Here is a 22,580-nt window from a genome sequence, read left to right as displayed (position 1 = left end):
GGCTGCCCTGGTGCAGCCATTTGTTTAAGCAAGCTCGTTTTTTCAAGCTGTTATTTGCAGCAAACAGACATAAACATGCAATTGATCATCGCCGCCGTCGGCCACAAAATGCCGGCCTGGATAGAAACCGCCTTTCAGGAATACGCCAAACGTATGCCGCCGGAATGCCGCGTGCTGCTCAAAGAAATCAAGCCGGTAGAGCGTTCAGGCAGCAAAACTGCTGAAACCGTGATGGCACTGGAACGCACAAAAATCGAAGCCGTTATTCCCAAAAATGCCCGCATTGTCGCCCTCGATGAACGCGGCAAGGACTGGACCAGCGTCGCTCTGTCACAAAACCTGACCCAATGGCAGCAGGATGGCCGCGATGTCGTCTTTGTCATTGGCGGTGCTGATGGGCTGGATGCAGAATTCAAGGCCAGGGCCGATACCCTGATACGCATCTCCAGCCTGACCCTGCCACATGGCATGGTCAGGGTGCTGCTGGCAGAACAACTGTATCGCGCCTGGTCGATTACCCAAAACCACCCCTACCACAGGGTGTGATCAAGATACGCTCGGACAACCATATACAAACCTATGCTCCGCGAAAATAAAATCTACCTCGCATCCAAAAGCCCACGACGCCGTGAACTGCTGCACCAGGTCGGGATAGAATTCGACCTGCTGCTCTTGCGCGATGCACCGCCACGCGGACCCGACGTGACAGAAATCGTCTTGCCCGGCGAAGCTCCGGAAGCCTATGTCAGCCGTGTCACCAAAGAAAAAGCCGACAAGGCATGGGAAGCCATGCATTTGCGCAAAATGCTGGCGCGACCAGTGCTGGCAGCAGATACGACCGTGGTGCTGGGCCAGAAAATTCTGGGGAAACCTGCCGATCTGGAAGAAGCAGTCCACATGCTGGAAATGCTGTCTGGACAAACTCATCTGGTACTGACCAGCATCGCAGTCCATTCAGCCCAGGGCAGCGCCGCCGTCACGCAATGCTCGGAAGTCAGTTTCGCCAAACTGGATCAACAGCAGATCATGGCCTACTGCCGCAGCAATGAACCGTATGACAAAGCTGGCGGCTATGGCATACAAGGAGCGGCTGCTCGCTTTATTTCGCACATCAAAGGCAGTTATTCTGGCATCATGGGATTACCCTTGTTTGAAACCTGCCAGTTATTGCGTCAGGCCGGCATCATTATTCCCTAACAGATAAAGTCTTTGAGAAGTCCATGAGCGAAAATCTCCTCATCAATATCACTCCGCAAGAAACCAGGGTTGCCCTGATGTTTCAGGGCGCAGTACAGGAACTCCATATAGAACGTACCTTGTCACGCGGTCTGGTCGGTAATATTTACCTGGGCAAAGTCGTGCGCGTTTTGCCCGGCATGCAGTCAGCCTTCATTGATATCGGCCTGGAACGTGCTGCCTTTTTACATGTTGCCGATATCTGGGATGCCCGTCCGCAAGATGGCAATGGCAGTAGCAATTCGCCGCTGACACCGATAGAAAAATTATTGTTCGATGGCCAGTCGGTGACCGTGCAAGTTGTCAAAGACCCGATAGGCACCAAGGGTGCGCGGCTTTCCACACAAATCTCGATTGCTGGCCGCATGTTGGTCTATCTGCCGCAAGACTCGCATATCGGTATCTCGCAAAAGATAGAAAACGAAGCCGAACGCGAAGCCTTGCGCGCCAAAGTGCAAAGCCTGCAGCAAAATGACGAGAAAGGTGGTTTCATCGTCCGCACCATGGCAGAGGATGCCTCGGATGAAGACCTGAAAGCCGACGTCGATTACCTGCGCCGCACCTGGTCCACCATACTGCAACTGGCCAAGACCCAGCCACCCACCACTTTGCTGTACCAGGATCTGAACCTCGCACAGCGCGTCTTGCGTGATTTCGTCAACGAAGAAACCAGCAGCATACAAGTCGATTCGCGTGAAAATTACATCATGCTGCAAGAATTTGCGACGCGCTACATGCCATCTGTACTGGGCAAATTGCAGCACTATATCGGCGAACGCCCGCTGTTCGATCTGCATGGGGTAGAAGAAGAAATCGAAAGAGCCCTGGGCCGTCGCGTGGACCTGAAATCAGGCGGTTACCTGATCGTCGACCAGACCGAAGCCATGACCACCATCGACGTCAACACCGGCAGCTTTGTCGCTGGTCGCAATTTCGATGACACCATCTTCAAAACCAACCTGGAAGCCGCCCACGCTATCGCCCGCCAGTTACGCCTGCGCAATCTGGGTGGCATCATCATTCTCGATATCATTGATATGGAGAATGAAGAACACAAGACCGCCGTCCTGTCAGAACTCAACAAGGCGCTGTCACGCGATCGCACCAAGCTGTCCGTTTCCGGCTTTTCTGCCCTGGGCCTGGTCGAAGTCACCCGCAAGCGTACGCGTGAATCACTGGCCCACGTACTGTGTGAGCCCTGCCCTGCCTGCAATGGCAAAGGCCAGGTCAAGACCGCCCGCACCATCTGCTATGAAATCCTGCGTGAGCTGCTGCGCGAAGCCAAACAATTCAACCCGCGTGAATTCCGCATCATGGCTTCACAGGTAGTGGTCGACATGTTCCTCGAAGAAGAATCGCAACATTTGGCAATGCTCGGTGACTTCATCGGCAAGCCGATTTCACTGCAAGTGGAAAACGTGTTTCATCAGGAGCAGTACGATATTATTTTGATGTAGTAATTTCATTCTTTTCATTTTCGCCAGCGAATCAAGCGCGATGCCGCTGGCGCAATGAAGGTTGCGTAATTGTGACAACCGCAGATACGGATGTATTATTCTGAAAAAAATCTATTGCACACGCAACAGAAACCGGAGTGAGAGTCACTATGTTTGCTACCAAAATAAAAAAACTTCTTTTCATTATGGGAATCACTCTGGTGATGGCGCCTCTTGCCCATGCATCATCCACGGCAAATAAACACGCCGCCGAAATAAATGTGGGAGTGGTGTCGCCATCGATTGAGAATGCTTTTTCTCCAGACGCAGGTGCTGAAGCATTGGTTCTCAAGGTCATCAATACTTCTTCTTCAAGTATCAAACTGGCTGCCTACTCGTTGAGTTCGCCATCTGTAATTCAGGCATTGCTTGATGCGAAAAAGCGCGGTGTAAATATTATGGTGATGGTGGATTATCTCCGCAATCAAAGAAAAAACAATCTCGCAGCGTTAGACCGTCTGGTCAATGCGGGCATTCCAACACGCACAATTTCTGTGTACGCGATGCACCACGACAAATACATCGTTGCTGATGAGCAGACTGTTCAAAACGGAAGCTTCAATTACACGCTCGATGCGGCCGAATCCAACAGTGAAAATGTGGTCGTATTCTGGCGCAATCCAGAGTTGGCAAAATCTTTTCTTCGCCACTGGGAAAGTCGCTGGTCCCAGGCAGTGGATTACAAAATGGTGACAACGAAGAAGTAAGGAACAATATTGCATGCGATCACATCGTCGATACAAATGCCCTTCCTGATCGTCTATTCACTACCCGCCTGTTTTGAAAATTGAGAGGGCGTGGCTGAGGCAGTAAAAAACCCCGGCAAGTGACATTTCTACGTACCAAATCCGGCTATACCAGCTCACCAGACTGTGGCAGCGCCCTGCCCTTCAGTAATAGTCTGACCGTCTCTTTTTTCCCAGCCCAGTTTCTCATTGATCTTATCAATGGGCAGGTACTGGATTATAAAAACTGGCGCGGCAGGAAAGCTCTGCCTCCTTACATCCACTCCTTTCTTGCCATGCGATAGCGGCCTTAACTTGCCTAATTGATTACTTTGACAATTAGTTGCAATGTAGCATTGATTTTTTGTGTAAAGTTTCAGCAATGAGATCCATTGTCATAATGAATGCGTACGATCATGGCTTCGTATTGCTGACCAAGGCTCTTGTACTGTGCAGTAATCATATGTTGGCATTGAAAAGATTTCGTGTTGCATGAAGAAATATTTCCAGTCCTTACATGAAATATGAAACATGAAAACTTCAATCAACCATATCAATAATGTCTGCTGCAGCCATGTGTGATTTGCTGCCAAAATTGTTGCCAAAAGGTCTGCAATAACCCTACTCATGCCCAATCGAAAAATATTTTATTTCAGCATACTTGGCGTTGCCTTCAGGGACGCTGAACTTTTTAAATCCTATGTTCGTGTGCTGAACTTTAATTTGCAATATCAGTGGTTGCACCGCGAAACCTCACCTGATCTGATCATTTATGGTGAAGAGGCAGGTACATCTATTTCCCCGGATGAGACTGGTGCCGTATATACACTGAGGCTTACTGCTTTGAATACCGGAGACGATCAATGCTTGTCGCTACCATTGAATTCAGTTGAAATTGCAGCTGCATTAAACCGTATCGGCATGGCGCTTGGCGGAAAGACCAATGGGCAAAAAATGCCTACTGTACCTGTTTCCGATCTGGCCCAACCGTATCGCCTGAAACGATGGCCGCCATCCAGCCTGATCAATACACGTGACCGGATTCGCCTGGCTACCGTCATGACCAGACAAGCCATTTCAATAGAAACACTGAACAAGAAATCCGGCCTGGACATCGAAACGTGCAAGTCATTTGTATTCGATCTGTACGCGTCCGGACTGTTGGCAAAAGAATCCATCGTAACAAAAGTGGAAAGTTCACATCAATCTGCTGTGCCTGCGTATGTTCAACCGGGCGTTCTGTCCCGGATACGCAGCAAGCTTTCTCGCATCATGGGGAACGAGTGACCATGGATTACAAAGTATTATTTACCGGACCAGCAGGTGCTGGAAAAACCACGGCCATCACTGCGGTGAGTGAGGTCACAACCCTGAATACGGATGTGCTCAATACGGACCTGGAAATCAATAAACTGACCACGACCGTTGGGCTGGACTACGGCGAAATGACACTGAGTAACGGCGACAAGCTCAGGCTATATGGCACGCCAGGCCAAACCCGTTTTGATTTTATGTGGGACATATTGTCACGGGGTGCACTGGGCCTGATCATCTTGATTGATAACCGCAAGGCTGATCCGCTGGCTGATTTGGACGTGTACCTGAATGGTTTCAAGAATTTGATTAACTCGACCAGCTGTGTTGTCGCCATCAGCCACATGGGCACACATCCGGAACCTGATGTTGAACAATTTTCCGAGCACCTCAACACACGCGGCATATTGTGTCCCGTTTTGCAAACCGATGTTCGCGAAGCCAGACATGTTGCCGAATTGTTGGAGTTACTTATGCTGCAGTTGGAAGCGAAACAGGATATGGATACTTATGAAGATTGATGACAGTTTGATAGAAAGCGCAAAAAAAGCAGTCGATTCCGTGCATTCCCAGGTGAAGGGTGTAAAGGCGGTTGTCATCTCAACGGAAGATGGGTTTGAAGTTGCTTCTCGTGTGGAAAGTACCGCACTCGTCACCCGCCTGTCTGCCATGTCCAGCTCGCTAGCCTCTCTGGGTGCACTGGCGGGTGAAGAAAGCAATCTTGGATCATGTGAAAACGTGATCATTGAAGCCAAATTCGGGATGTTACTGATATTTCAGATTCAGAGGGAGCAAGGCTCGCTGATCATGAGTGTGGTTGCAGGGCGTGATGCGATAGTGGGGCAAGTGCTGTATTTCGCCAAGCAGGCAGCACGTAACCTGCAGCATACCTAGAGCGCACCAATACCCAAAAAATAAAGCAGCAAATTAGCTTGAGATGGAAGCTGACAAGGTCCTTCCCTGTATCACATGGGAAATCGCTGGTTAGCGCTACAGATTTCTTTCAGACAAATGTCGTTTTAGGCGTCACGTCGTTTGTTTTTTTCTTGACGTCGTTATATTGGAGTTTTGAATGGCGAATATTAATCAATCAGTGCAAAATTTACTGACCCTGGATGGCGCGCAATGCGCGGCTCTGGTAGATTCCAGCAGCGGCATGATACTGGGACAGGCAGGCAGTGGACTGGATCTGGAAATTGCAGCAGCAGGCAATACTGAAGTAGTGCGTGCAAAACTGAAAACCATGCAATCCCTGGCGATCGATGATGTGATTGAAGATATCCTGATCACTTTGGGTAAGCAATACCATATCTTGCGTCCATTGGCCAAACACGAAGGTCTGTTCTTGTATGTCGTGCTGGATAAATCCAAATCGAACCTGGCACTCGCCCGACGCAAAGTGTCCGATATCGAAACTGCATTAGAGCTGTAATTAGTGCAGAAAATGCTGTGATTTTTACCTGCTTTGGCTGCTTTTTTGTATAACCGTCCGGCTGGCAAGCTTCATAGCATTTTCATTCAGATGCAAACATGTACGTGGCAATAGCCATCTACGACGATTGTCCCGCAGAAATATTGCGCACCATGCACCTGGCATGAATATCTCTGGCTGATTCTGTTCTTGAATCAGCCAGTCCCCCGCCCTACCTCCTCACTCGCCATCTCCAAGCGTGAGTCAATGTTGTTGCGCAGCGCATTGCAACAATTGATGATTGCATATTATCTGGATAGATGATATTTTTTAGGCAACACTCAGCAAAACAGTCTGCTCACCAGAGTATGGCTGTAAGGTATAGCTGCAAGAATTTGGATTCACAGCGTTTCAGAATACCGCAATTCAGCTTCGTTTTTCCCTCTCGGCATGTTCCATCAAAACAAGGAGCTATCATGTATCCATGGCTATGGGTGTGGTCACCGCAAGTTCATTTCCCCTGGAGTGGCAATGTCGCACAAAAGATTGAACCAAGGACATGGTTCAACGCCATGATTCCACCTGTGTCCGGGGATGCTGAAATAGAAGCGCAAGTATTCAATGCGGCGTCGTATGGTACGCAGTTAGGATTGATCATCGATATATTGCTGGATATAGTCAAAGAAACTGAAGACCTGTCTCCCAAAGCATCGGCATCGCTGAAAGAATTAAGCGTGCTGAAATCAAAAATTGAAGACATCAAGAAACGCTCTGGAACGCCTTCAAGGATCAATTGAGCGCAAGGTTTCAGGCGTAACAAATCCGGCCAGTTATGGTGCGGGGCTCAGGCTGGGTGTGTACAGGGTAACCTGATTACGCCCACCAGCCTTGGCAGCATACATGGCCATGTCGGCTTTTTTTGCCAGTTCCAGCTCTGTCACGCCATGATCAGGATAGATGGCGATGCCTATACTGGCGGAAATGATGTGGGTATTGTCTGCAATCACAAACGGGGCTGTCAGCGCGGCGCGGATTTTTTCTGCCAGCACTCCGGCACTTTGCTCATCGCTGACATTCAGGGTCAGTGCGACAAATTCATCACCACCTATGCGCCCTACCGTGTCTGAATCGCGCAGGCACTGCTTCATGCGTTCAGCAGCCTGCTGCAGCAAGACATCCCCCACAGCATGACCAAAAGTATCATTGATGGGCTTGAAGCGGTCCAGGTCTATATACATCAGCGCCAGTCGTGTCTTGTTTCTTTTCGCCAGTGCCAGCCCCTGAGCCAGGCGCTCAAAAAACAAAATCCGGTTAGGCAGGTTCGTCAGGCTGTCATGGTGTGCCAGGTAAGCCAGTTTATCGTTGACCAGCTTGCGCTCACTGACATCAACCTTCACCGCAACATAATGGGTAGTTTTTCCTGTCGCGTTTTTCACAGGCGCAATATGCGCTTCTTCCCAATACACCTGGCCATTCTTGCGACGATTGATGAGTTCGCCGGTCCATTCTTCACCGCGCAACAACTGTTGCCACATGGCCTTGTAGGTTTCTGGCTTGACCTGGCCTGACTGCAAAATACTGGGCTTTTTGCCGATAACTTCCTCTGCCGCATATCCCGTTTCGGTAGTGAAATGCGGATTCACATATTCGATGACACTATTGGCATCAGTGATGATGACAGATGCCGGACTATGTTCGATCGCAGAAGACAGGAAACTCAGCCTGAGTTCGTTCTTGCGAATTTCATCCAGACTATGTGCCAGCCTGCGGTTCACACGCAAAATATACAGCGCAACACTACCAACAATGCCGACAAAAATCAGCGCAAACAGACTCCATACATAGAACCAGCTCAGATTGACTTCCGGATTGGGCTCATACAAAAAATCATCCATGGAAAAATGGGCTGGCAACATTCCCAATTCTGCATAAGTATCGGCGATATGTCGCCAGCGCCCCGGGTTCATATAGCCGATGGCAATCAGGTCATGACTAAGCAGGTAGCTGGTTTGTGCCGCCTCATAATGAAAAAACTCTTTATTCGACCCAAGCTTATTCAAACCCACATAGCGCTGCAGGATGAGGTCGATAATTTCTTCCTGATGTTGCAATGCATATTCCCAGCCACGCAGGCTGGCCGCGCGGAAAGCTTTTACCCGTTCGGGATGTTCCTTGATTTCCTTGTCGGTAGTGAACAGATTGTCGCCATAAAAATCAATGCCGACAGAACGTGGTGTATAGATGTGATAGGCAACACCGGCCTGCCCCAGCCGGAAAGGTTCGTTCGTCAGGTAGGCGGACATGACATCTACCCTGCCATTAATCAAATCATCGACATTGAAACTGTGCTCAACTTTCTTGAATTGATCAAACGGGATGTTTTCGCGCTTGAGATAAGCCAGCAATTCCTGGGATTGTGGTTCGAGCATGATGCGTTTTCCAGACAGATCATGCACAGTCTGTGACTCTCCATCTTTTCTGGCAATCAATATCAAGGGTGAATGCTGAAAAATCACCGCAATGACGACGACCGGCTTGCCTTCCTTTCGCGACAGTACCAGGCTGCTGGTGCCTATGCCATAGTCGGCTTTGCCACTCACCACTTCATCAATGACGTCCATACCAGGCTGTGCCTGCTGGATATCGACATCCAGGCCTGCCTCGCGGTAATAACCGAGTTCCTTGGCCGCGTAATAACCGGCAAACTGGAAGGCATGCGTCCATTTCAGTTGCAGTCTCACTTTTTCTACGGCATGCGCAGACGGCGTGAGCATGGGCAGCATTTGCGTGCACAGGCAGACCAGGCCAAGCAATAAGTGTCTGAAGAGTTTCGTTTTCATGTAATGGGAAGCAGCACGACACTTCCTGACTGAATACACATCAATACAGCTAAAAGGAATGTTGTAATTATTAAAATGCACACAATACAGGCGCAGATCCACTGCCACGTCACTGCCTGCCTTGTTCATCTGGCTACAATGCCCTGCAATGTTTATTACATCTAATTGATGTCCAGGCTACGTCTAAGGATACTGCAACGCTTAAGTCCAATATTGCCAAAATTGACATGCTTCGGGTGCTAAGGGCACAAAAATAAGCTTGACAGTGTATTTGTAGTGTTTGATTTTTGATGGTACAACAGCTTGCCGTGCAGAATCACGGCTGAAACAATCATTTACAGTCGAATGGTTTCCCGTTCAGATGCACTTGGCAGTAGCAATCTGAACATGTCTGCCAGCATGAATGCGCTCAGCCAGCGGACAGCAAGATCTTTTGCAGTGGTTGCCAGACCTTGTCTGCCCCCAGCTTCTGCATGCAGTCATGATGCCCTAAGGGGCATTCCCTCTGGCGGCAAGGTGCGCAGTCCAGATGCAACGATAATGAATGGGCAACATCTGAAAACGGCGGTGCATGACCGGGATCAGTTGGTCCATAAATCGCAATCACCGGACGATTCAGGGCCGAAGCGATATGTAAAAGACCAGAATCATTGGAAACCACTGCCGCCGATTGGGCGATCAAGGCCACGGCCTGGTCCAGCGAGGTTTTGCCGGCAAATTGATGTACCTGCGGGCAGATAGCCTGGATCTGATTGCAGACTTCCACATCCTTGGGCGAACCCAGCAAGACAATTTGTGCAGTCGGCTGCGCATACAGGATGGTGCGGGCCAGTTCGGCAAAGTGCGTGACCGGCCAGCGCTTGGCATTACCAAACTCGGCACCCGGCGCAAAACAGACTAGCGTATGCTGCATGGATAAATCCATGGCCTGCATGGTCGCCGCTATGTTGACAGCATCAACTTGCAGCCTTGGTTTTGGCAAATTCTGAGGTGCTGCATCGGCAGGTGCAAAAGCCAGGGCAGCATAAAATGCCACCATGGCACGCGGTGCCTGGCGATTGTCATGATGCATGAGGTTGATCAGGCCGTAACGACTTTCGCCCTTGTAGCCTACGCGTTTCCTGATACCTGCCATCCACGGCAGCAGCGCAAATTTCAAGGTATTGGGCAAGACATAGGCAGCCACATAGCCGCGCTGGCGCAACTGGCGCGCATAACGCCAGCGTTCGCGCAATTGCAAGGCACCATGCCGGAACGGGGTTTCCAGCACGGTATCGATTTCTGTCATGGCGCGTAGTACGGGTGCCACCCAGGCCGGTGCCAGCACATCAATCGCAGCCTGCGGATTATCCTGTTTAAGCAATTGCAACAGAGGCTGCGCCATGACGGCATCACCTATCCAGTTAGGTGCGATGACAAGGATACGGGGCAATGTCTGTTCCATACCCGGCATCATCTTGGCGTACGCCCCATCAGAAAGAATTCATCATTCGGTCGCATCGAAATCACATTCGCCATGCGGTTGGACAAACCAAAGAAAGCGGTGATGGCGGCAATGTCCCAGATATCTTCATCGTCAAAACCATGGCCATGCAGCAAGGCATAATCAGCTTCGTTGACGCTTTGCGAATCGAGGCACACCTTGATGGCAAAATTCAACATTGCGCTTTGGCGGGGCGTGATGTCAGCCTTCAAATGATTGACAGCAACCTGGTCAGCCACCAAAGTATTTTTGGCATAAATGCGCAGGATGGCACCGTGCGCCACCACGCAGTACAAACAATTATTTTTGGCGCTGGTGGCAGTGACGATCATTTCACGTTCGGCCTTGTTCAGATTGCCCGTGGTCTTCAACATCAATGCATCATGGTAGGCAAAAAAGGCACGGAACTCATCCGGCCGGTGCGCCAACGTCAAAAACACATTGGGCACAAAACCAGCTTTCTCTTGTACCGCAAGGATTTTTTCACGTATGTCCTCAGGCAAATCTTGCAGGGAAGGCACCGGAAAACGGGAAATGGCAGCGGTCATCATGCATCCTCTACTAAGTTACTAGTTCAAGTTACTGCGCTAAGCTGCAAATTGCAGGCGGTACAGATTGGCATACACCCCATTATTATCCAGCAATTGGGCATGCGTCCCCATTTCCACAATCCTGCCATCCACCAGCACGGCAATGCGGCTGGCGCGTTCTATGGTGGACAGACGGTGTGCAATCACCAGCGTGGTTCTACCCTGCATCAATTCGTCCAGCGCCGCCTGGACAGCACGTTCGGATTCGCTGTCAAGTGCCGATGTGGCTTCATCCAGGATCAGGATGGGCGCATTCTTATAGATGGCACGGGCAATCGCCAGGCGCTGTCTTTGGCCACCAGACAGGCGCATGCCATTGTCGCCTATCATGGTGTTCAAGCCGTCTGGCAAATCGCGCACCACATCAGTCAGATAAGCAGCTTGCACGGCAGCAGCAATACGGGCAGCATCCGGCTCGCCATCGCCATAAGAAATGTTCGCGGCCAGGGTGTCATCGAACAGCACCACGTTCTGGCTGACCATGGCAATCTGTTCACGCAGGCTGCTGAGGGAAATCGCCTGTAGCGAGCAGCCATCCAGCAGGATATCTCCTGAATTTGGCGTATAAAAACGCGGTACCAGATTCACCAGCGAAGTTTTACCGCCGCCCGACATCCCTACCAGGGCGATGGTTTCACCCGGTTCTACACGCAGATTAATGTCCTTGAGTGCTTCCTGTTCTTGCCCCGGATACGAAAAATTGGTGCCGACAAACTCCAGCCTGCCCTGCGCCCTTGCAGTCAGTGTCTTGCCGCTATCGCTTTCGGGTGCGGTGTCGATCAATGCAAATACCGATTCTGCCGCTGCCATGCCACGTTGCAAAGGGCCATTCAGATCAGCCAGTCTTTTCAGCGGGGTCAGCAACAACATCATCAGGCTGACAAATTCAACAAAATGTCCTGCTGTCGTGGCATCGGCTGCCGCCTGCGACACTGCAAACATGATCACCACCGCCACTGCAACGGCAGCTGCCAATTGCGTCAGCGGCGTGGTGGAAGCCACGGCAACCGTGGTGCGCATGGCATAGCCACGCAGTTTTTCATTCTTGGCATCAAAACGCTGCTGTTCATACTTTTGGCCACCAAAAATACGTATGACCTGGCTGGCGCGGGTGGCTTCTTCTATCACCTGCGTCAGTTCATTATTGACGTCCAGCTGATTCTGGTTGAGCTTGCGCAGGCGCTTGCTGACCCCGCGTACCAGCAGGGCCATGACCGGCATCAGCACCAGGGCGACGATGGTCAATTGCCAGTTACGCCACAGCAGTGCCGCCATCAATACGATCACCGTCAGCGAATCGCGGAACAAGGTCGTCATCGACACCTTGAGCATTTCCACAATCTGCTGTGCTTCAAACATGATGGTATTGATGATGCGCCCGCTGGATTCGGCCTGATAAAAACTGATGGGCACGTTCAGTATGCGGTCAAATACCCTGGCCCGCAGTTCATTGAGCAATTTGCTCGACACCCAGGTCATCAGATAACTGGTGGTGAATGTGCAGATGCCACGAAACAGGAAAATCGCAATAATCGCCACCGGCACTTTCCACAAAGCCAACTTGCTGGCATCACCGTTGAAGCCATGATCCAGAATATACCCTAGCACCTTGGGGAACATGACTTCGGTCGAAGCTGTTCCCAACATGGTCAGCAAGGCCCACCAGACGCGCGCGCGATAGGGCGTAATGGATGCCCATAAACGCCGGAAAACCATCGTTGTTTCTTTATTGATCAAGCTCATAGTCCGATTTCATTTTTCTCGTTTGCTCTGATTTACGCTGATATGTATGCGGGCACTTAATATCTCACCGAATGTCACGCTTACTGACACACTTGATGTCATTGAATGCCACGCAATACCACAGCATGGCATCACAAAAATTTTATTCTGAAGATGTTCTGCAGCAGTTTTACTGCAGACTTATTCACTGCGCAGACCAGCCAGCGGTATCGCCAGCAGTATCATGAATGCCATGCCAAACACCCCGTCACGCAAAATGGCATTGAACATACCGCCCAGCATCATCGCCACGGTCAGCATCAGCAAGGGCATGGCCAATTCCGCTACCCGGGGATGTTCATGCTGCGACATGCGGCGCGCCGTCCACAACTGTGCTGCCCAGATACCCAGCAGGGCAAGCAAGCCAAACACACCCAGCTCAGTCAGGTACAACAGATAATCATTGTGTGGCGTGGTCATGGTGGCACTGCTGAGACCTTTGGCTTTTTCCTGATACAGCGGCATCCAGCTGGCAATACCATGCCCTGCCACAGGGTCGTCGGCAATGATGTCGGCAGTAATCCGGTATATCTCCAGACGCATGCCATCTTCATTAACCTTGCGGCCCTGAGAAAAATCGCGCAATTGCTGTATGGTGCAGATGCTGCGCAATTTGAATATTTCCCAAGGGCCAGCCTGCACCAGCCGTATCTCGCAGGTCGGTGGTGGTGGCAGGCTCAATGCATATTTCCAGCCGCCAAACAAGGCTGCCAGCAATACCAGCGGCAAGGCAAAGGTACGCCAGGACCAGCCCATCTGGCGCAATATCAAGATCACGCACAACAACACAAACAGCAGACTCGCCGTGCGGGTCTTGGCCAGCAAGATCAATGCCGCCGCCACATACACAATGGCCAGTACCCGCCACAACAAATGATCGCGATGGGTACGCAATTCATGCAACATCCAGGCAGCCGCCACCGCCATCAGGATACCCAGCAAAATTGATTTATTACCCTCATACACTACATAGCTGCGAAACAGGGTATTCGCAGGCAGCAGGTGAAAGGCATTCGCCACGAACAGGCTGGCTGCCACAACTGCCCCGGCAAAAAACACATACATCGCACGACGCTGCCAGATACCCGGTGCCACCGTGATGAAGGGCAAGAGAAACAGATAAGTCTGGTAATGCCAGAAACCCGGCCAGAATTCCCTGGCATTATCGTCCGGCATACCCTGGCTGGCAGCTATCACCACGCTGACCAGGCTCAGGGCAAAAATTGGCAACAGCATGGGGCTTTGGCGCAGTCTTTGTATCTTGCGGACAAAACCGCCAGATACCAGCAATCCTGCATAAAACAGCAAGACGCCGAAATACATCACACCCACCGGAAAAAACAGGGTCAGTGGCAATACCGACAATATCTGCTGCGGCAAAGCCTGCCGCCAACCCTGTGCTGCATCCCTGTACAGCACAGCGTCAACAGACGACACGCGAACATTATCCATGGAATCAGGCGTACTCAATTTTGACGTTTTTCATGGACAGCCATTCACCCAGATTTTGCCGCAAGGTGTCATCCGGATTCACCCGCCACTGGTCCGACAGATACAGCTCGGCACCGGCATTGGCGTTCTGGTAGCGTATCAAGACCGGACAACCATCGGCATTCAGATGCGGTTTCAACAGCTCTTGCAGTTTCTTGGTATCGGCACCGGCAGTCAGCGTCAGGCGCAAGCCTTGCGAAAACTGTACGCGGGCGCGGCCAATGTCCATGACTTTTTCAGCAGAAATACGCAAACCGCCAGAGAAACGATCTTCTGACACCTTGCCCAGCACTGCAAGGAATTCATCTTCCTTGAACAGTGACTTGAATTCTTCCATGATTTCGCTGTAGACCGTGACCTCAACCACGGCAGTGCCGTCGTCCAGACTGACAATCAATAACTTGCCGCGTTGCGTCATCTGGGTACGTACACCACTGATGATGCCGCAAATCAAACGCAAATCACGCGATGGTTCCAGCTTGGCCAGCGTGGTCTTGATGAACTGACGCACTTCAGGTGCATAAGAATCAAACAGGTGGCCTGACAGATAAAACCCCAGGGCCGTCTTTTCTTCGGTCAGGCGTCTTTTGTCTGTCCAGACTGGTACATCCAGATAATCCGGCGGCGGGATCAGGTCGTCGTCATCACCAAACAGGCTGACCTGGTTTGCTGCGGCTTCGGCCTGCTCGGCAGCTTCCAGTGCAAAATCTACCGTGGCCAGCAAAATGCCACGGTCTTTGCCCAGGCAATCCATGGCACCGGCACGTATCAGTGATTCCACGGTACGACGGTTGACCTGACGCTTGTCAACACGCTTGCAGAAATCGAACAAATCCGTAAACGGCCCGCCAGTTTTTCTTGCAGTAATAATGCTCTCTATCGCATTCTGACCAGAGCCCTTCACAGCCCCCATGCCATACCGTACCTGAGTGGATTTTTTGCCTGGCTCAGCAACTGGCATGAAACGGTATTCAGACTGATTGATATCCGGCGGCAGCATTTTCAGCTTGCAGATATCAATCGCATCTTCCACCAGAATCTTGACCTTGTCGGTATCATCCATGGCCAGCGACATATTGGCTGCCATGAACGCAGCGGGGTGATGGGCCTTCAGATACGCAGTGTGATACGACAGCAAGGCATACGCGGCAGCATGGGATTTATTAAAACCATAACCCGCGAATTTTTCCATCAAATCGAAAATCTCGTCGGCCTTTTCTTGCAGCAAGCCATCCTTGGCGGCACCATCGCGGAAAATCTGACGATGCTCGGCCATCTCTTCGGCTTTTTTCTTACCCATGGCACGACGCAGCAAATCCGCACCGCCGAGTGAGTAACCACCGACCACCTGCGCCATCTGCATAACCTGTTCCTGATACACCATGATGCCGTAGGTTTCAGACAAAATGCCTTCAGTACGCGGATCAGGGTAATCGAATTTCTCACCATGCTTGCGCTTGCAGAAATCCGGGATCAGGTCCATAGGACCAGGCCGGTACAAAGCCACCAGCGCGATAATGTCTTCAAAACGATCGGGACGCGCATCTTTCAACATGCCTTGCATGCCGCGACTTTCCAGCTGGAACACAGCGACGGTTTTCGCCTTGGTCAATAGTTCATATGATGCCCGGTCATCCAGCGGCAATTTGGCCAGATCGAAATCTGCCATGGCAGGGTCCATCATCTTGATATAACGCACGGCCCGGTCAAGAATGGTCAACGTGGTCAAACCCAAAAAGTCGAACTTGACCAGGCCTACGGCCTCCACGTCGTCCTTATCATATTGCGAAACCACGCCAGAATCGCCACCCTGAGTATACAGAGGACAAAAATCGGTGAGCTTGCCCGGTGCAATCAACACACCACCGGCATGCATGCCGATGTTACGGGTGATGCCTTCCACCTGTTGCGCCAGGTCGAGCAGGGTTTTGACTTCTTCTTCATTTTCCTGACGTTCAGCCAGCAGTGGCTCTTCGACAATGGCTTCAGCAATCGTCACCTGCTTGCCCGGCTTGAACGGAATCAGCTTTGACACGCCATCGCAAAACATATAGCCGAAATCCAGCACCCGGCCGACGTCACGTATCGCACCCTTGGCCGCCATGGTACCGAAGGTGGCGATCTGCGACACCGCATCTTTGCCGTAGCGGTCTTTCACGTATTGAATGACGCGGTCACGGCCTTCCTGGCAAAAGTCAATATCGAAATCGGGCATGGATACCCGCTCAGGATTCAGGAAACGTTCGAACAGCAGGTTGTACTGCAAAGGGTCCAGATCGGTAATCAGCAACGAATACGCAACCAGCGAACCGGCACCGGAACCACGACCAGGCCCGACAGGCACGCCATTGTTTTTTGCCCACTGGATAAAGTCCGCCACGATCAGGAAGTAACCGGGAAAACCCATCTTGATGATGGTGTCGGTTTCAAACTTCAGGCGCGCTTCATAGCGGGCGCGCTCTTTCTCCCGCTTTTCAGGGTTGGTGAACAAATGCTGGAGACGGAATTCCAGGCCACGCTGGGCTTCATGCACCAGGAAATCATTGATGGTCATGCCATCCGGCGTAGGGAAATCCGGCAACTTGGGCTTGCCCAGTTCCAGTGTCAGGTTGCAGCGCTTGGCAATTTCTACTGAATTGCGCAAGGCACCGGGCATGTCGGCAAACAGTTCTGCCATCTCTGCCTGGGTTTTAAAACACTGCTGCTCATTGAAGCGGCGTACACGGCGGCCATTGGCCAGCATGTCACCTTCTGCAATACAGACCCTTGCTTCATGCGCCGTATAGTCATCCTTGCTGATGAATTGCACGGGGTGGGTTGCCACTACAGGCAACTGCAGCCTGCTGGCCATTGCCACGGCTGCACGCACATGGTTTTCCATGTTTGGCTGGCCGGCACGCTGAATCTCTATATAAAAATGCTGAGGGAAAATACGCGACCAGCGCAATGCCAGTTGTTCCGCCAGGTCAACATTGCCATTGTCGATGGCAACACCAACATCTCCAAAATGCGCGCCAGAAATAGCGATCAGGCCGCCGCCCTGGCCTTCTTCATGTAGTTTTTGCAACCATTCATAACGGATTTCTGCGCGGCCACGGTGTTGATTGGTCAGCCAGGCCTGTGCCAGCAATTCACATAATTGCAGGTAGCCCAGGCGGTTCTTGACCAGCAACAGCAAGCGGGAAGGCTTGTCGCGGTCAGCGTCATTGCTGATCCAGACATCACAACCGGCAATTGGCTTCATGCCCTTGCCGCGTGCGGATTTGTAAAACTTCACCATGGCGAACAGATTCGCCAGGTCAGTGATCGCCATTGCTGGCTGTTTATCTTTGACCGCTGCCTTGATGACATCATCTATGCGCACCAGGCCATCCACAATCGAATATTCGGAATGGATGCGCAGGTGCACGAAGGCGGGTTCGTAAGGCTTTGTGGTAGCCGTTTCAGTACCGGCTTCGGGGGAAATAATTAATTCTGTAGTCATCCCGCTATTCTACCCCGTTGCCTGCCTGGTTCAGAAGCTTTGCCCTCCTTCGTGGCCGGGATAAATGATATTTTTTAAAACACGGTCACCAATTGCAAGCTGTGGGATAGCTGGCAGACATAGTATAAACATAAGCCTGTGTGCACCTGCGCCACGATTCAAGCCCATATCTTTGTACAAATGTTAAATAACGCATAAAAGTCCCGGTAAATCACCAAAAAAGCACACCTGTGATTTTCTTTGCATTTAAACTACATCTGTAAGCTTCGCTGTGTTACTCTAAATCAACATTTGTTATGGTGCTGGAGCAACTCTTGTCAGCTAAAAAAAACAGATTCGCTTTACCCTGCCTGTGCCCGGGCAAAAAAACCGGCAGCATGCTGTTGCTGTGCTTGCTGACTCAGGGCCAGGCCCTGGCAGGTGGTGGCGAAGAATCAATTTTTCTCGATGACATGCCAGTCATCCTGTCGGCATCACGCCTGTCACAACCCATCAACGAAGCGCCGGTCGCGGTCACCATCATAGACCGGCAAATGATCAAAGATTCCGGCGCCTGGGATTTATCTGAAGTATTCCGCCTGGTGCCCGGCATGTATGTGGCTTATCACGCAGACCCGTATTTTTCTGCTGATAGCACTGTTGCTTATCACGGCATGGTCACCACCACCACATCTGACCGCATGCAGGTGCTGATTGATGGCAGATCGGTGTATTCCAGTCTGTTTGGCGGCGTCAACTGGAGTGACCTGCCCATCGTCCTGGAAGACATAGAACGCATAGAAGTCATACGCGGGCCCGACTCTGCCAGTTATGGGGCGAATTCTTATTCCGGCGTCATCAATATCATCACCCGCCACCCTGTAGAAACCCAGGGTCAGATGCTGTCACTGACAGCCGGTACCGGGCGCAAGGAAGCCATATTCCGTTATGGCGGCAAGAATGGTGATCTCAGCTATCGCATCACCGGCAGCCTGCGTGACGATATCGGCGAAGACAGCCGTATCAAGAATGCAACCTCACAATTCACTTTCTGGAACCTGAACAAGTACGACAACAAGACCATACAAAACCTGAACCTGCGCGCCGATTACCAGCTCACTGCAGCCGATGCGCTGGAATTCCAGTTCGGTTACAACGGCGGTCCGCGTGAAGTGGGCGAATACGGCAACGTATCTGCCATCAGCCGCAGGGCAGAAAACCATTTTGAAATGCTGCACTGGCGACGTGCACTGGAAGCCGGTGGTGAACTGTCCGTACAGCTTTTCCACACCGTAGAACGGGTCTACGCCAAACTCAAGGATTCTGATGGTGTCAGCGATGGCGATGCCATCTTGCGCCGCTATGACATTGAAGTACAGCATACCTTTACCCCTTTCAAGAATGCCAGGCTGGTATGGGGTGGCAGCGTGCGTTATGACCAGACCTATGCACCGTATTATCTGGGGGTCGGTAACAACCAGTATCTGTACGGTGATTTTCCTTATCATTTGCGACGCTTTTTCGGCAACCTGGAATGGCGTGCCAGACCCGATCTGATTTTCAATGTCGGTGGCATGATAGAAAACAATACCTATACTGGCACCGACACTACACCGCGCGTCGCCGTCAACTGGCATGTATTGCCGGGGCATACCTTGCGCTTTAGCCATTCGCGCGCTACCCGCTCGCCATCGGTGTATGAAAAAGTCTACGACACCTACTGGCGTAGCGCCGGTTTTTACCCCGGCTTGCCCGAAATGCAGACAGAACGCGTGAAATCCAGCGACATCGGTTACATGGGCAAATATGCTGGCCTGGATATTGATTTCCGCCTGTTTTACGATGACTACAGCCAGTTGATTGATGTACGCAACAAGCGTTCGGCAGCCAGTGGCAACCTTAACGCAGGCACCGCCATCATGCGCGGGTATGAACTGCAACTGAAAACACAGCTTGGCGACAAAACCAAACTGATATACGGTTTATCGGGTGGTGGAGTGAAAAGCGATAATGCGAATGGTGTCATCTATAGTGATTCCCTGCCCAAGTACAGCCAGAGCCTGATGCTTAGTCATCGCTTCAATGAACAGTGGAACGGCAGCCTGGTGATGTACCAGGTCGCCCGAACCAAGTTCAATGCCACTGATTACAATCCCAATGAAAACCGTGGGTATTACGTCGATGCCAACCGCCGTCTGGACGGCAAGCTCAGTTATCAGTTCAAAGTCGGTGGCAAGCAGGCCGAATGCTCGCTGATAGCCCAAAACCTGGCTGACGCCCGTTACTTTGAATACCGGCATGACAATGAATTGCCAGGGCGTCGCGTCAGGCTGAATTTCAGACTGGATATGTGAGCTATGTTGCGTCAGCATGTCCAGCGCCTGCTTCGTCACTTGCCCTCTTGTGCCGGCATGGGTTTGCCGTACATGCTCGGCTTGCTATTCTGTCTGCTGACGCCCCTGCGCTGTCTGGCTATCGATAATGTCACCATACTGCTAAGTGAAGATGGCGCTGCCTATACCGAATTTGCCAGTAGTCTGACCAGCCAGCTGGCGCAAGGCAGCACTGCCAAAACCACGGTCAAAACCCTGTACCTGCCTACCCTGAAAACAGACGAGCTGTCACGCAATGCCTATAACCAGTTGCTGATTGCAGTAGGCACGCCGGCGATGACGGCCATGGCACAAAAGCCGCCCGCCATGTCTGTACTGAACGTGCTGGTGCCGCGTAGCACCTTTCAAAAGGTCGCCAGGCAGTATGGCCGCCATCAGGACCCGCATCATTTTTCTGCCGTGTATGTAGACCAGTCGTGGAACCGCCAGTTGGCCTTGATACGTGCCGCCCTGCCTGCCAGCAGCCGCATTGGCATATTGCTGGGCAAGGATTCTGCCGACATGATGACAGGTATGCAGACCGCCACCAAAGAAGCTGATTTCCAGTTGAATATGGAAACCACGAATGATGATTCAGACCTGCTGCCAGCCCTGCGCAGGCTGCTGGCCAATAGCGATGCCCTGCTGGCAGTACCTGATCCGGCTATTTATAACCGCAATAATATTCCCAGCATTTTGCTGACCAGCTATCGTCAGAAAATACCGCTGTTCGGCTTTTCCGCATCTTATGTCAAGGCCGGCGCCCTGGCTGCCGTCTTCAGTTCCCCGGCTCAAATCAGCCAGCAGGTGGCAGAAATCATTCAGGGCTTGCCCGCCCATGCATCCTTGCCACAGCCGCAATACCCACGTTACTTCACCGTCAGTGTGAATACCCAGGTCAGCCGTTCGCTGAGCCTGGAAGTAGATGATGAAAGCATACTGATGCGAAAATTAAAAGCCATACCGGAGCGCGCCCAATGAAAAACTGGCCGCTCGCCCATCGCATACTCTTCCTGGCACTGGCACCGGTGTGGGTAATTTCTGTCTTGCTGGTGCTGTTGGCCGTCATCGTCGGCATTACCGAAATTGATGGTGCCCTGAAAGCACGCGGTGCCGTCATCACCCGCCAGTTGGCACCTGCCAGCGAGTACGGTGCGTTTTCCGGTAACCGCGACGTCTTGCAAGCCCTGACTCAGTCTGTCATGAAAGAAGATGATGCCAAGGCCGTCATCATCACAGATGCCAGCAACAAGGTACTGGCCGTCAGCGGCAAACCCAGCAAAATGGGGCCGGAACATGCAGATGCCGCCAACACCGGCAAAGTGATCAAGGGTGAACAGGGCTCGCTGATCTTTGCCGCCCCGATTTACCAGGGCAAGGCCGACAGCGATACCTTTGACCTGTTTGACCGCGGCAGCAATGACAAGGCTGGCGACAAGGCCAGCAACAAACCCAAATTATTGGGCCGGGTATATCTTGAACTGAGCACCCATGCCAGCCGCCAGAGCAAAAATGCCTTTGTCGCCGCCAGCATACTGTTAGGCCTGATTGGCACTGCCTGTGCATCGGTACTGGCATTGCGCATGAGCCGCGACATCACTCGCCCCCTGTCACGTCTGCTGGATGGTGTACACCAGATGGAACAGGGCGACCTGAGCACCCGCATCACAGCCAGTTCTGGCGGCGAATTGCAGGAGCTGGAAGCAGGTTTCAACCAGATGGCAGAAAAACTGGAAGGCAGCCACAAGTCCATGATGGAAGTGAACAGCAACCTGGAAAGCCTGGTCGCCGCCCGCACCCACGAACTGGAAATGCGCAATCGTGACCTGGAATTATTGTCCAGCACCGACCGTCTGACCGGTCTGCATAACCGCTTGAAGCTGGAAAAAATACTGGATGAAGAACACCAGCGCAGCTTGCGCTATGGCACCTTCTTTTCACTGGCCATTGTTGATATTGACCTGTTCAAGCAAGTCAATGACTGCTATGGGCACCAGATCGGTGACCAGGTCCTGGTCGGCATTGCCAACATCCTCAAAGAGCATGTGCGCAGCATGGATGCCGTTGGCCGCTGGGGTGGTGAAGAATTTTTAGTCATCTTCCGTGAAACCAGCATCCACGCCGCCGTGGCCACGGCAGAAAAACTGCGCTGCGCCATCGCCAATCATGAATTCAAGATCGTCGGCAAGAAAACTGCCAGCTTTGGCGTGGCCGCCTATCACCATCCGGATACCATACACGACACCATGAGCAAGGCCGACAATGCCCTCTACCATGCCAAGAAATGCGGGCGCAATCGTGTGGAATCGAGCGGAATTTAAACAATCTGAGCCGTTTTACACTTACTTTGCCCTGTTTTCAGGCAATTCCCCTCAAA

General features: G+C 51.7%; 18 protein-coding genes. 12 read left to right on the top strand and 6 right to left on the bottom strand.

The features are described from left to right. The first annotated feature begins 75 nt into the window (after nucleotides 1–75). The 9 genes from rlmH (at nucleotide 76) to H8L32_RS17840 (ending at nucleotide 6,979) form a co-directional block, all read left to right on the top strand. Nucleotides 76–546, top strand: a complete 471-nt coding sequence (gene rlmH, locus H8L32_RS17880; RefSeq protein ID WP_186948620.1) for a 23S rRNA (pseudouridine(1915)-N(3))-methyltransferase RlmH — start codon at nucleotides 76–78, stop codon at nucleotides 544–546. A 33-nt stretch (nucleotides 547–579) separates the two neighbouring features. Further along, the gene (locus tag H8L32_RS17875) at nucleotides 580–1,197 is read left to right on the top strand and encodes a Maf family protein (RefSeq protein WP_186948619.1); all 618 of its coding nucleotides are present in this window, start codon (nucleotides 580–582) and stop codon (nucleotides 1,195–1,197) included. A gap of 23 nt (nucleotides 1,198–1,220) precedes the next feature. Further along, entirely contained in the window at nucleotides 1,221–2,693 is a 1,473-nt protein-coding gene (gene rng / locus H8L32_RS17870; RefSeq protein WP_186948618.1) for a ribonuclease G, read from the top strand. A gap of 149 nt (nucleotides 2,694–2,842) precedes the next feature. After that, nucleotides 2,843–3,439, top strand: a complete 597-nt coding sequence (locus H8L32_RS17865) for a phospholipase D family nuclease (RefSeq protein WP_230412291.1) — start codon at nucleotides 2,843–2,845, stop codon at nucleotides 3,437–3,439. A gap of 645 nt (nucleotides 3,440–4,084) precedes the next feature. After that, nucleotides 4,085–4,744, top strand: coding sequence for a hypothetical protein (locus H8L32_RS17860; RefSeq protein ID WP_186948617.1), 660 nt, complete (start codon nucleotides 4,085–4,087; stop codon nucleotides 4,742–4,744). Between the two features lie 2 nt (nucleotides 4,745–4,746). Next, nucleotides 4,747–5,292, top strand: coding sequence for a GTP-binding protein (locus H8L32_RS17855; RefSeq protein WP_186948616.1), 546 nt, complete (start codon nucleotides 4,747–4,749; stop codon nucleotides 5,290–5,292). Beyond that, nucleotides 5,282–5,665 carry a roadblock/LC7 domain-containing protein gene (locus tag H8L32_RS17850; protein ID WP_186948615.1) on the top strand — a complete coding sequence of 128 codons (384 nt, stop codon included), beginning with the start codon at nucleotides 5,282–5,284 and terminating at the stop codon, nucleotides 5,663–5,665. The genes H8L32_RS17855 and H8L32_RS17850 overlap by 11 nt, the downstream gene beginning before the upstream one ends. A gap of 178 nt (nucleotides 5,666–5,843) precedes the next feature. Then, the gene (locus H8L32_RS17845; RefSeq protein ID WP_186948614.1) at nucleotides 5,844–6,203 is read left to right on the top strand and encodes a hypothetical protein; all 360 of its coding nucleotides are present in this window, start codon (nucleotides 5,844–5,846) and stop codon (nucleotides 6,201–6,203) included. A gap of 455 nt (nucleotides 6,204–6,658) precedes the next feature. Continuing rightward, on the top strand, nucleotides 6,659–6,979 hold the full coding sequence (locus H8L32_RS17840) for a hypothetical protein (protein ID WP_186948613.1): 321 nt from the start codon (nucleotides 6,659–6,661) through the stop codon (nucleotides 6,977–6,979). A gap of 33 nt (nucleotides 6,980–7,012) precedes the next feature. On the opposite strand, the gene H8L32_RS17835 is transcribed toward H8L32_RS17840, so the two are convergent. From H8L32_RS17835 to dnaE, 6 genes are all read right to left on the bottom strand, one after another. Beyond that, nucleotides 7,013–9,022 carry a GGDEF domain-containing protein gene (locus tag H8L32_RS17835; protein ID WP_186948612.1) on the bottom strand — a complete coding sequence of 670 codons (2,010 nt, stop codon included), beginning with the start codon at nucleotides 9,020–9,022 and terminating at the stop codon, nucleotides 7,013–7,015. A 409-nt stretch (nucleotides 9,023–9,431) separates the two neighbouring features. After that, nucleotides 9,432–10,466, bottom strand: a complete 1,035-nt coding sequence (waaF, locus tag H8L32_RS17830; RefSeq protein WP_186948611.1) for a lipopolysaccharide heptosyltransferase II — start codon at nucleotides 10,464–10,466, stop codon at nucleotides 9,432–9,434. Between the two features lie 8 nt (nucleotides 10,467–10,474). Then, a complete protein-coding gene (locus H8L32_RS17825; RefSeq protein WP_408058945.1) occupies nucleotides 10,475–11,056 on the bottom strand; it encodes a peroxidase-related enzyme in 582 nt (193 codons plus the stop codon). 36 nt (nucleotides 11,057–11,092) lie between these two features. Then, nucleotides 11,093–12,838, bottom strand: coding sequence for a lipid A export permease/ATP-binding protein MsbA (msbA, locus tag H8L32_RS17820; protein ID WP_230412290.1), 1,746 nt, complete (start codon nucleotides 12,836–12,838; stop codon nucleotides 11,093–11,095). A 180-nt stretch (nucleotides 12,839–13,018) separates the two neighbouring features. Further along, nucleotides 13,019–14,329, bottom strand: a complete 1,311-nt coding sequence (locus H8L32_RS17815; RefSeq protein ID WP_186948609.1) for an O-antigen ligase family protein — start codon at nucleotides 14,327–14,329, stop codon at nucleotides 13,019–13,021. A gap of 4 nt (nucleotides 14,330–14,333) precedes the next feature. Then, nucleotides 14,334–17,852: a DNA polymerase III subunit alpha gene (gene dnaE / locus H8L32_RS17810; RefSeq protein WP_186948608.1), complete on the bottom strand. Its 3,519-nt coding sequence runs from the start codon at nucleotides 17,850–17,852 to the stop codon at nucleotides 14,334–14,336. 314 nt (nucleotides 17,853–18,166) lie between these two features. Here dnaE and H8L32_RS17805 point away from each other — a divergent pair, with 314 nt between their 5' ends. The 3 genes from H8L32_RS17805 to H8L32_RS17795 are packed head-to-tail and all read left to right on the top strand — an operon-like array spanning nucleotide 18,167 to nucleotide 22,524. Further along, entirely contained in the window at nucleotides 18,167–20,185 is a 2,019-nt protein-coding gene (locus tag H8L32_RS17805) for a TonB-dependent receptor plug domain-containing protein (protein WP_186948607.1), read from the top strand. A gap of 3 nt (nucleotides 20,186–20,188) precedes the next feature. Then, entirely contained in the window at nucleotides 20,189–21,184 is a 996-nt protein-coding gene (locus H8L32_RS17800) for an ABC transporter substrate-binding protein (RefSeq protein WP_186948606.1), read from the top strand. Continuing rightward, nucleotides 21,181–22,524, top strand: coding sequence for a GGDEF domain-containing protein (locus H8L32_RS17795; protein ID WP_186948605.1), 1,344 nt, complete (start codon nucleotides 21,181–21,183; stop codon nucleotides 22,522–22,524). Before H8L32_RS17800 ends, H8L32_RS17795 begins: the two co-directional genes overlap by 4 nt. The last annotated feature ends 56 nt before the right edge of the window (nucleotides 22,525–22,580 follow it).

Origin of the sequence: Undibacterium hunanense, from assembly GCF_014284335.1 — a bacterium.
GTDB lineage: Bacteria > Pseudomonadota > Gammaproteobacteria > Burkholderiales > Burkholderiaceae_D > Undibacterium > Undibacterium hunanense.
Note: the sequence above shows the minus strand (reverse complement) of the source record. Positions and strands in the feature narration are given on the sequence as shown.

Coding starts and splice junctions, on each gene's coding strand:
- H8L32_RS17855 (WP_186948616.1), top strand. CDS start 4,747: ATGGATTACAAAGTATTATTTACCGGACCAGCAGGTGCTGGAAAAACC.
- H8L32_RS17865 (WP_230412291.1), top strand. CDS start 2,843: ATGTTTGCTACCAAAATAAAAAAACTTCTTTTCATTATGGGAATCACT.
- H8L32_RS17850 (WP_186948615.1), top strand. CDS start 5,282: ATGAAGATTGATGACAGTTTGATAGAAAGCGCAAAAAAAGCAGTCGAT.
- waaF (WP_186948611.1), bottom strand. CDS start 10,466: ATGGAACAGACATTGCCCCGTATCCTTGTCATCGCACCTAACTGGATA.
- rng (WP_186948618.1), top strand. CDS start 1,221: ATGAGCGAAAATCTCCTCATCAATATCACTCCGCAAGAAACCAGGGTT.
- H8L32_RS17875 (WP_186948619.1), top strand. CDS start 580: ATGCTCCGCGAAAATAAAATCTACCTCGCATCCAAAAGCCCACGACGC.
- H8L32_RS17800 (WP_186948606.1), top strand. CDS start 20,189: ATGTTGCGTCAGCATGTCCAGCGCCTGCTTCGTCACTTGCCCTCTTGT.
- dnaE (WP_186948608.1), bottom strand. CDS start 17,852: ATGACTACAGAATTAATTATTTCCCCCGAAGCCGGTACTGAAACGGCT.
- H8L32_RS17840 (WP_186948613.1), top strand. CDS start 6,659: ATGTATCCATGGCTATGGGTGTGGTCACCGCAAGTTCATTTCCCCTGG.
- H8L32_RS17795 (WP_186948605.1), top strand. CDS start 21,181: ATGAAAAACTGGCCGCTCGCCCATCGCATACTCTTCCTGGCACTGGCA.
- H8L32_RS17835 (WP_186948612.1), bottom strand. CDS start 9,022: ATGAAAACGAAACTCTTCAGACACTTATTGCTTGGCCTGGTCTGCCTG.
- H8L32_RS17815 (WP_186948609.1), bottom strand. CDS start 14,329: ATGGATAATGTTCGCGTGTCGTCTGTTGACGCTGTGCTGTACAGGGAT.
- H8L32_RS17825 (WP_408058945.1), bottom strand. CDS start 11,056: ATGATGACCGCTGCCATTTCCCGTTTTCCGGTGCCTTCCCTGCAAGAT.
- rlmH (WP_186948620.1), top strand. CDS start 76: ATGCAATTGATCATCGCCGCCGTCGGCCACAAAATGCCGGCCTGGATA.
- H8L32_RS17860 (WP_186948617.1), top strand. CDS start 4,085: ATGCCCAATCGAAAAATATTTTATTTCAGCATACTTGGCGTTGCCTTC.
- H8L32_RS17845 (WP_186948614.1), top strand. CDS start 5,844: ATGGCGAATATTAATCAATCAGTGCAAAATTTACTGACCCTGGATGGC.
- msbA (WP_230412290.1), bottom strand. CDS start 12,838: ATGAGCTTGATCAATAAAGAAACAACGATGGTTTTCCGGCGTTTATGG.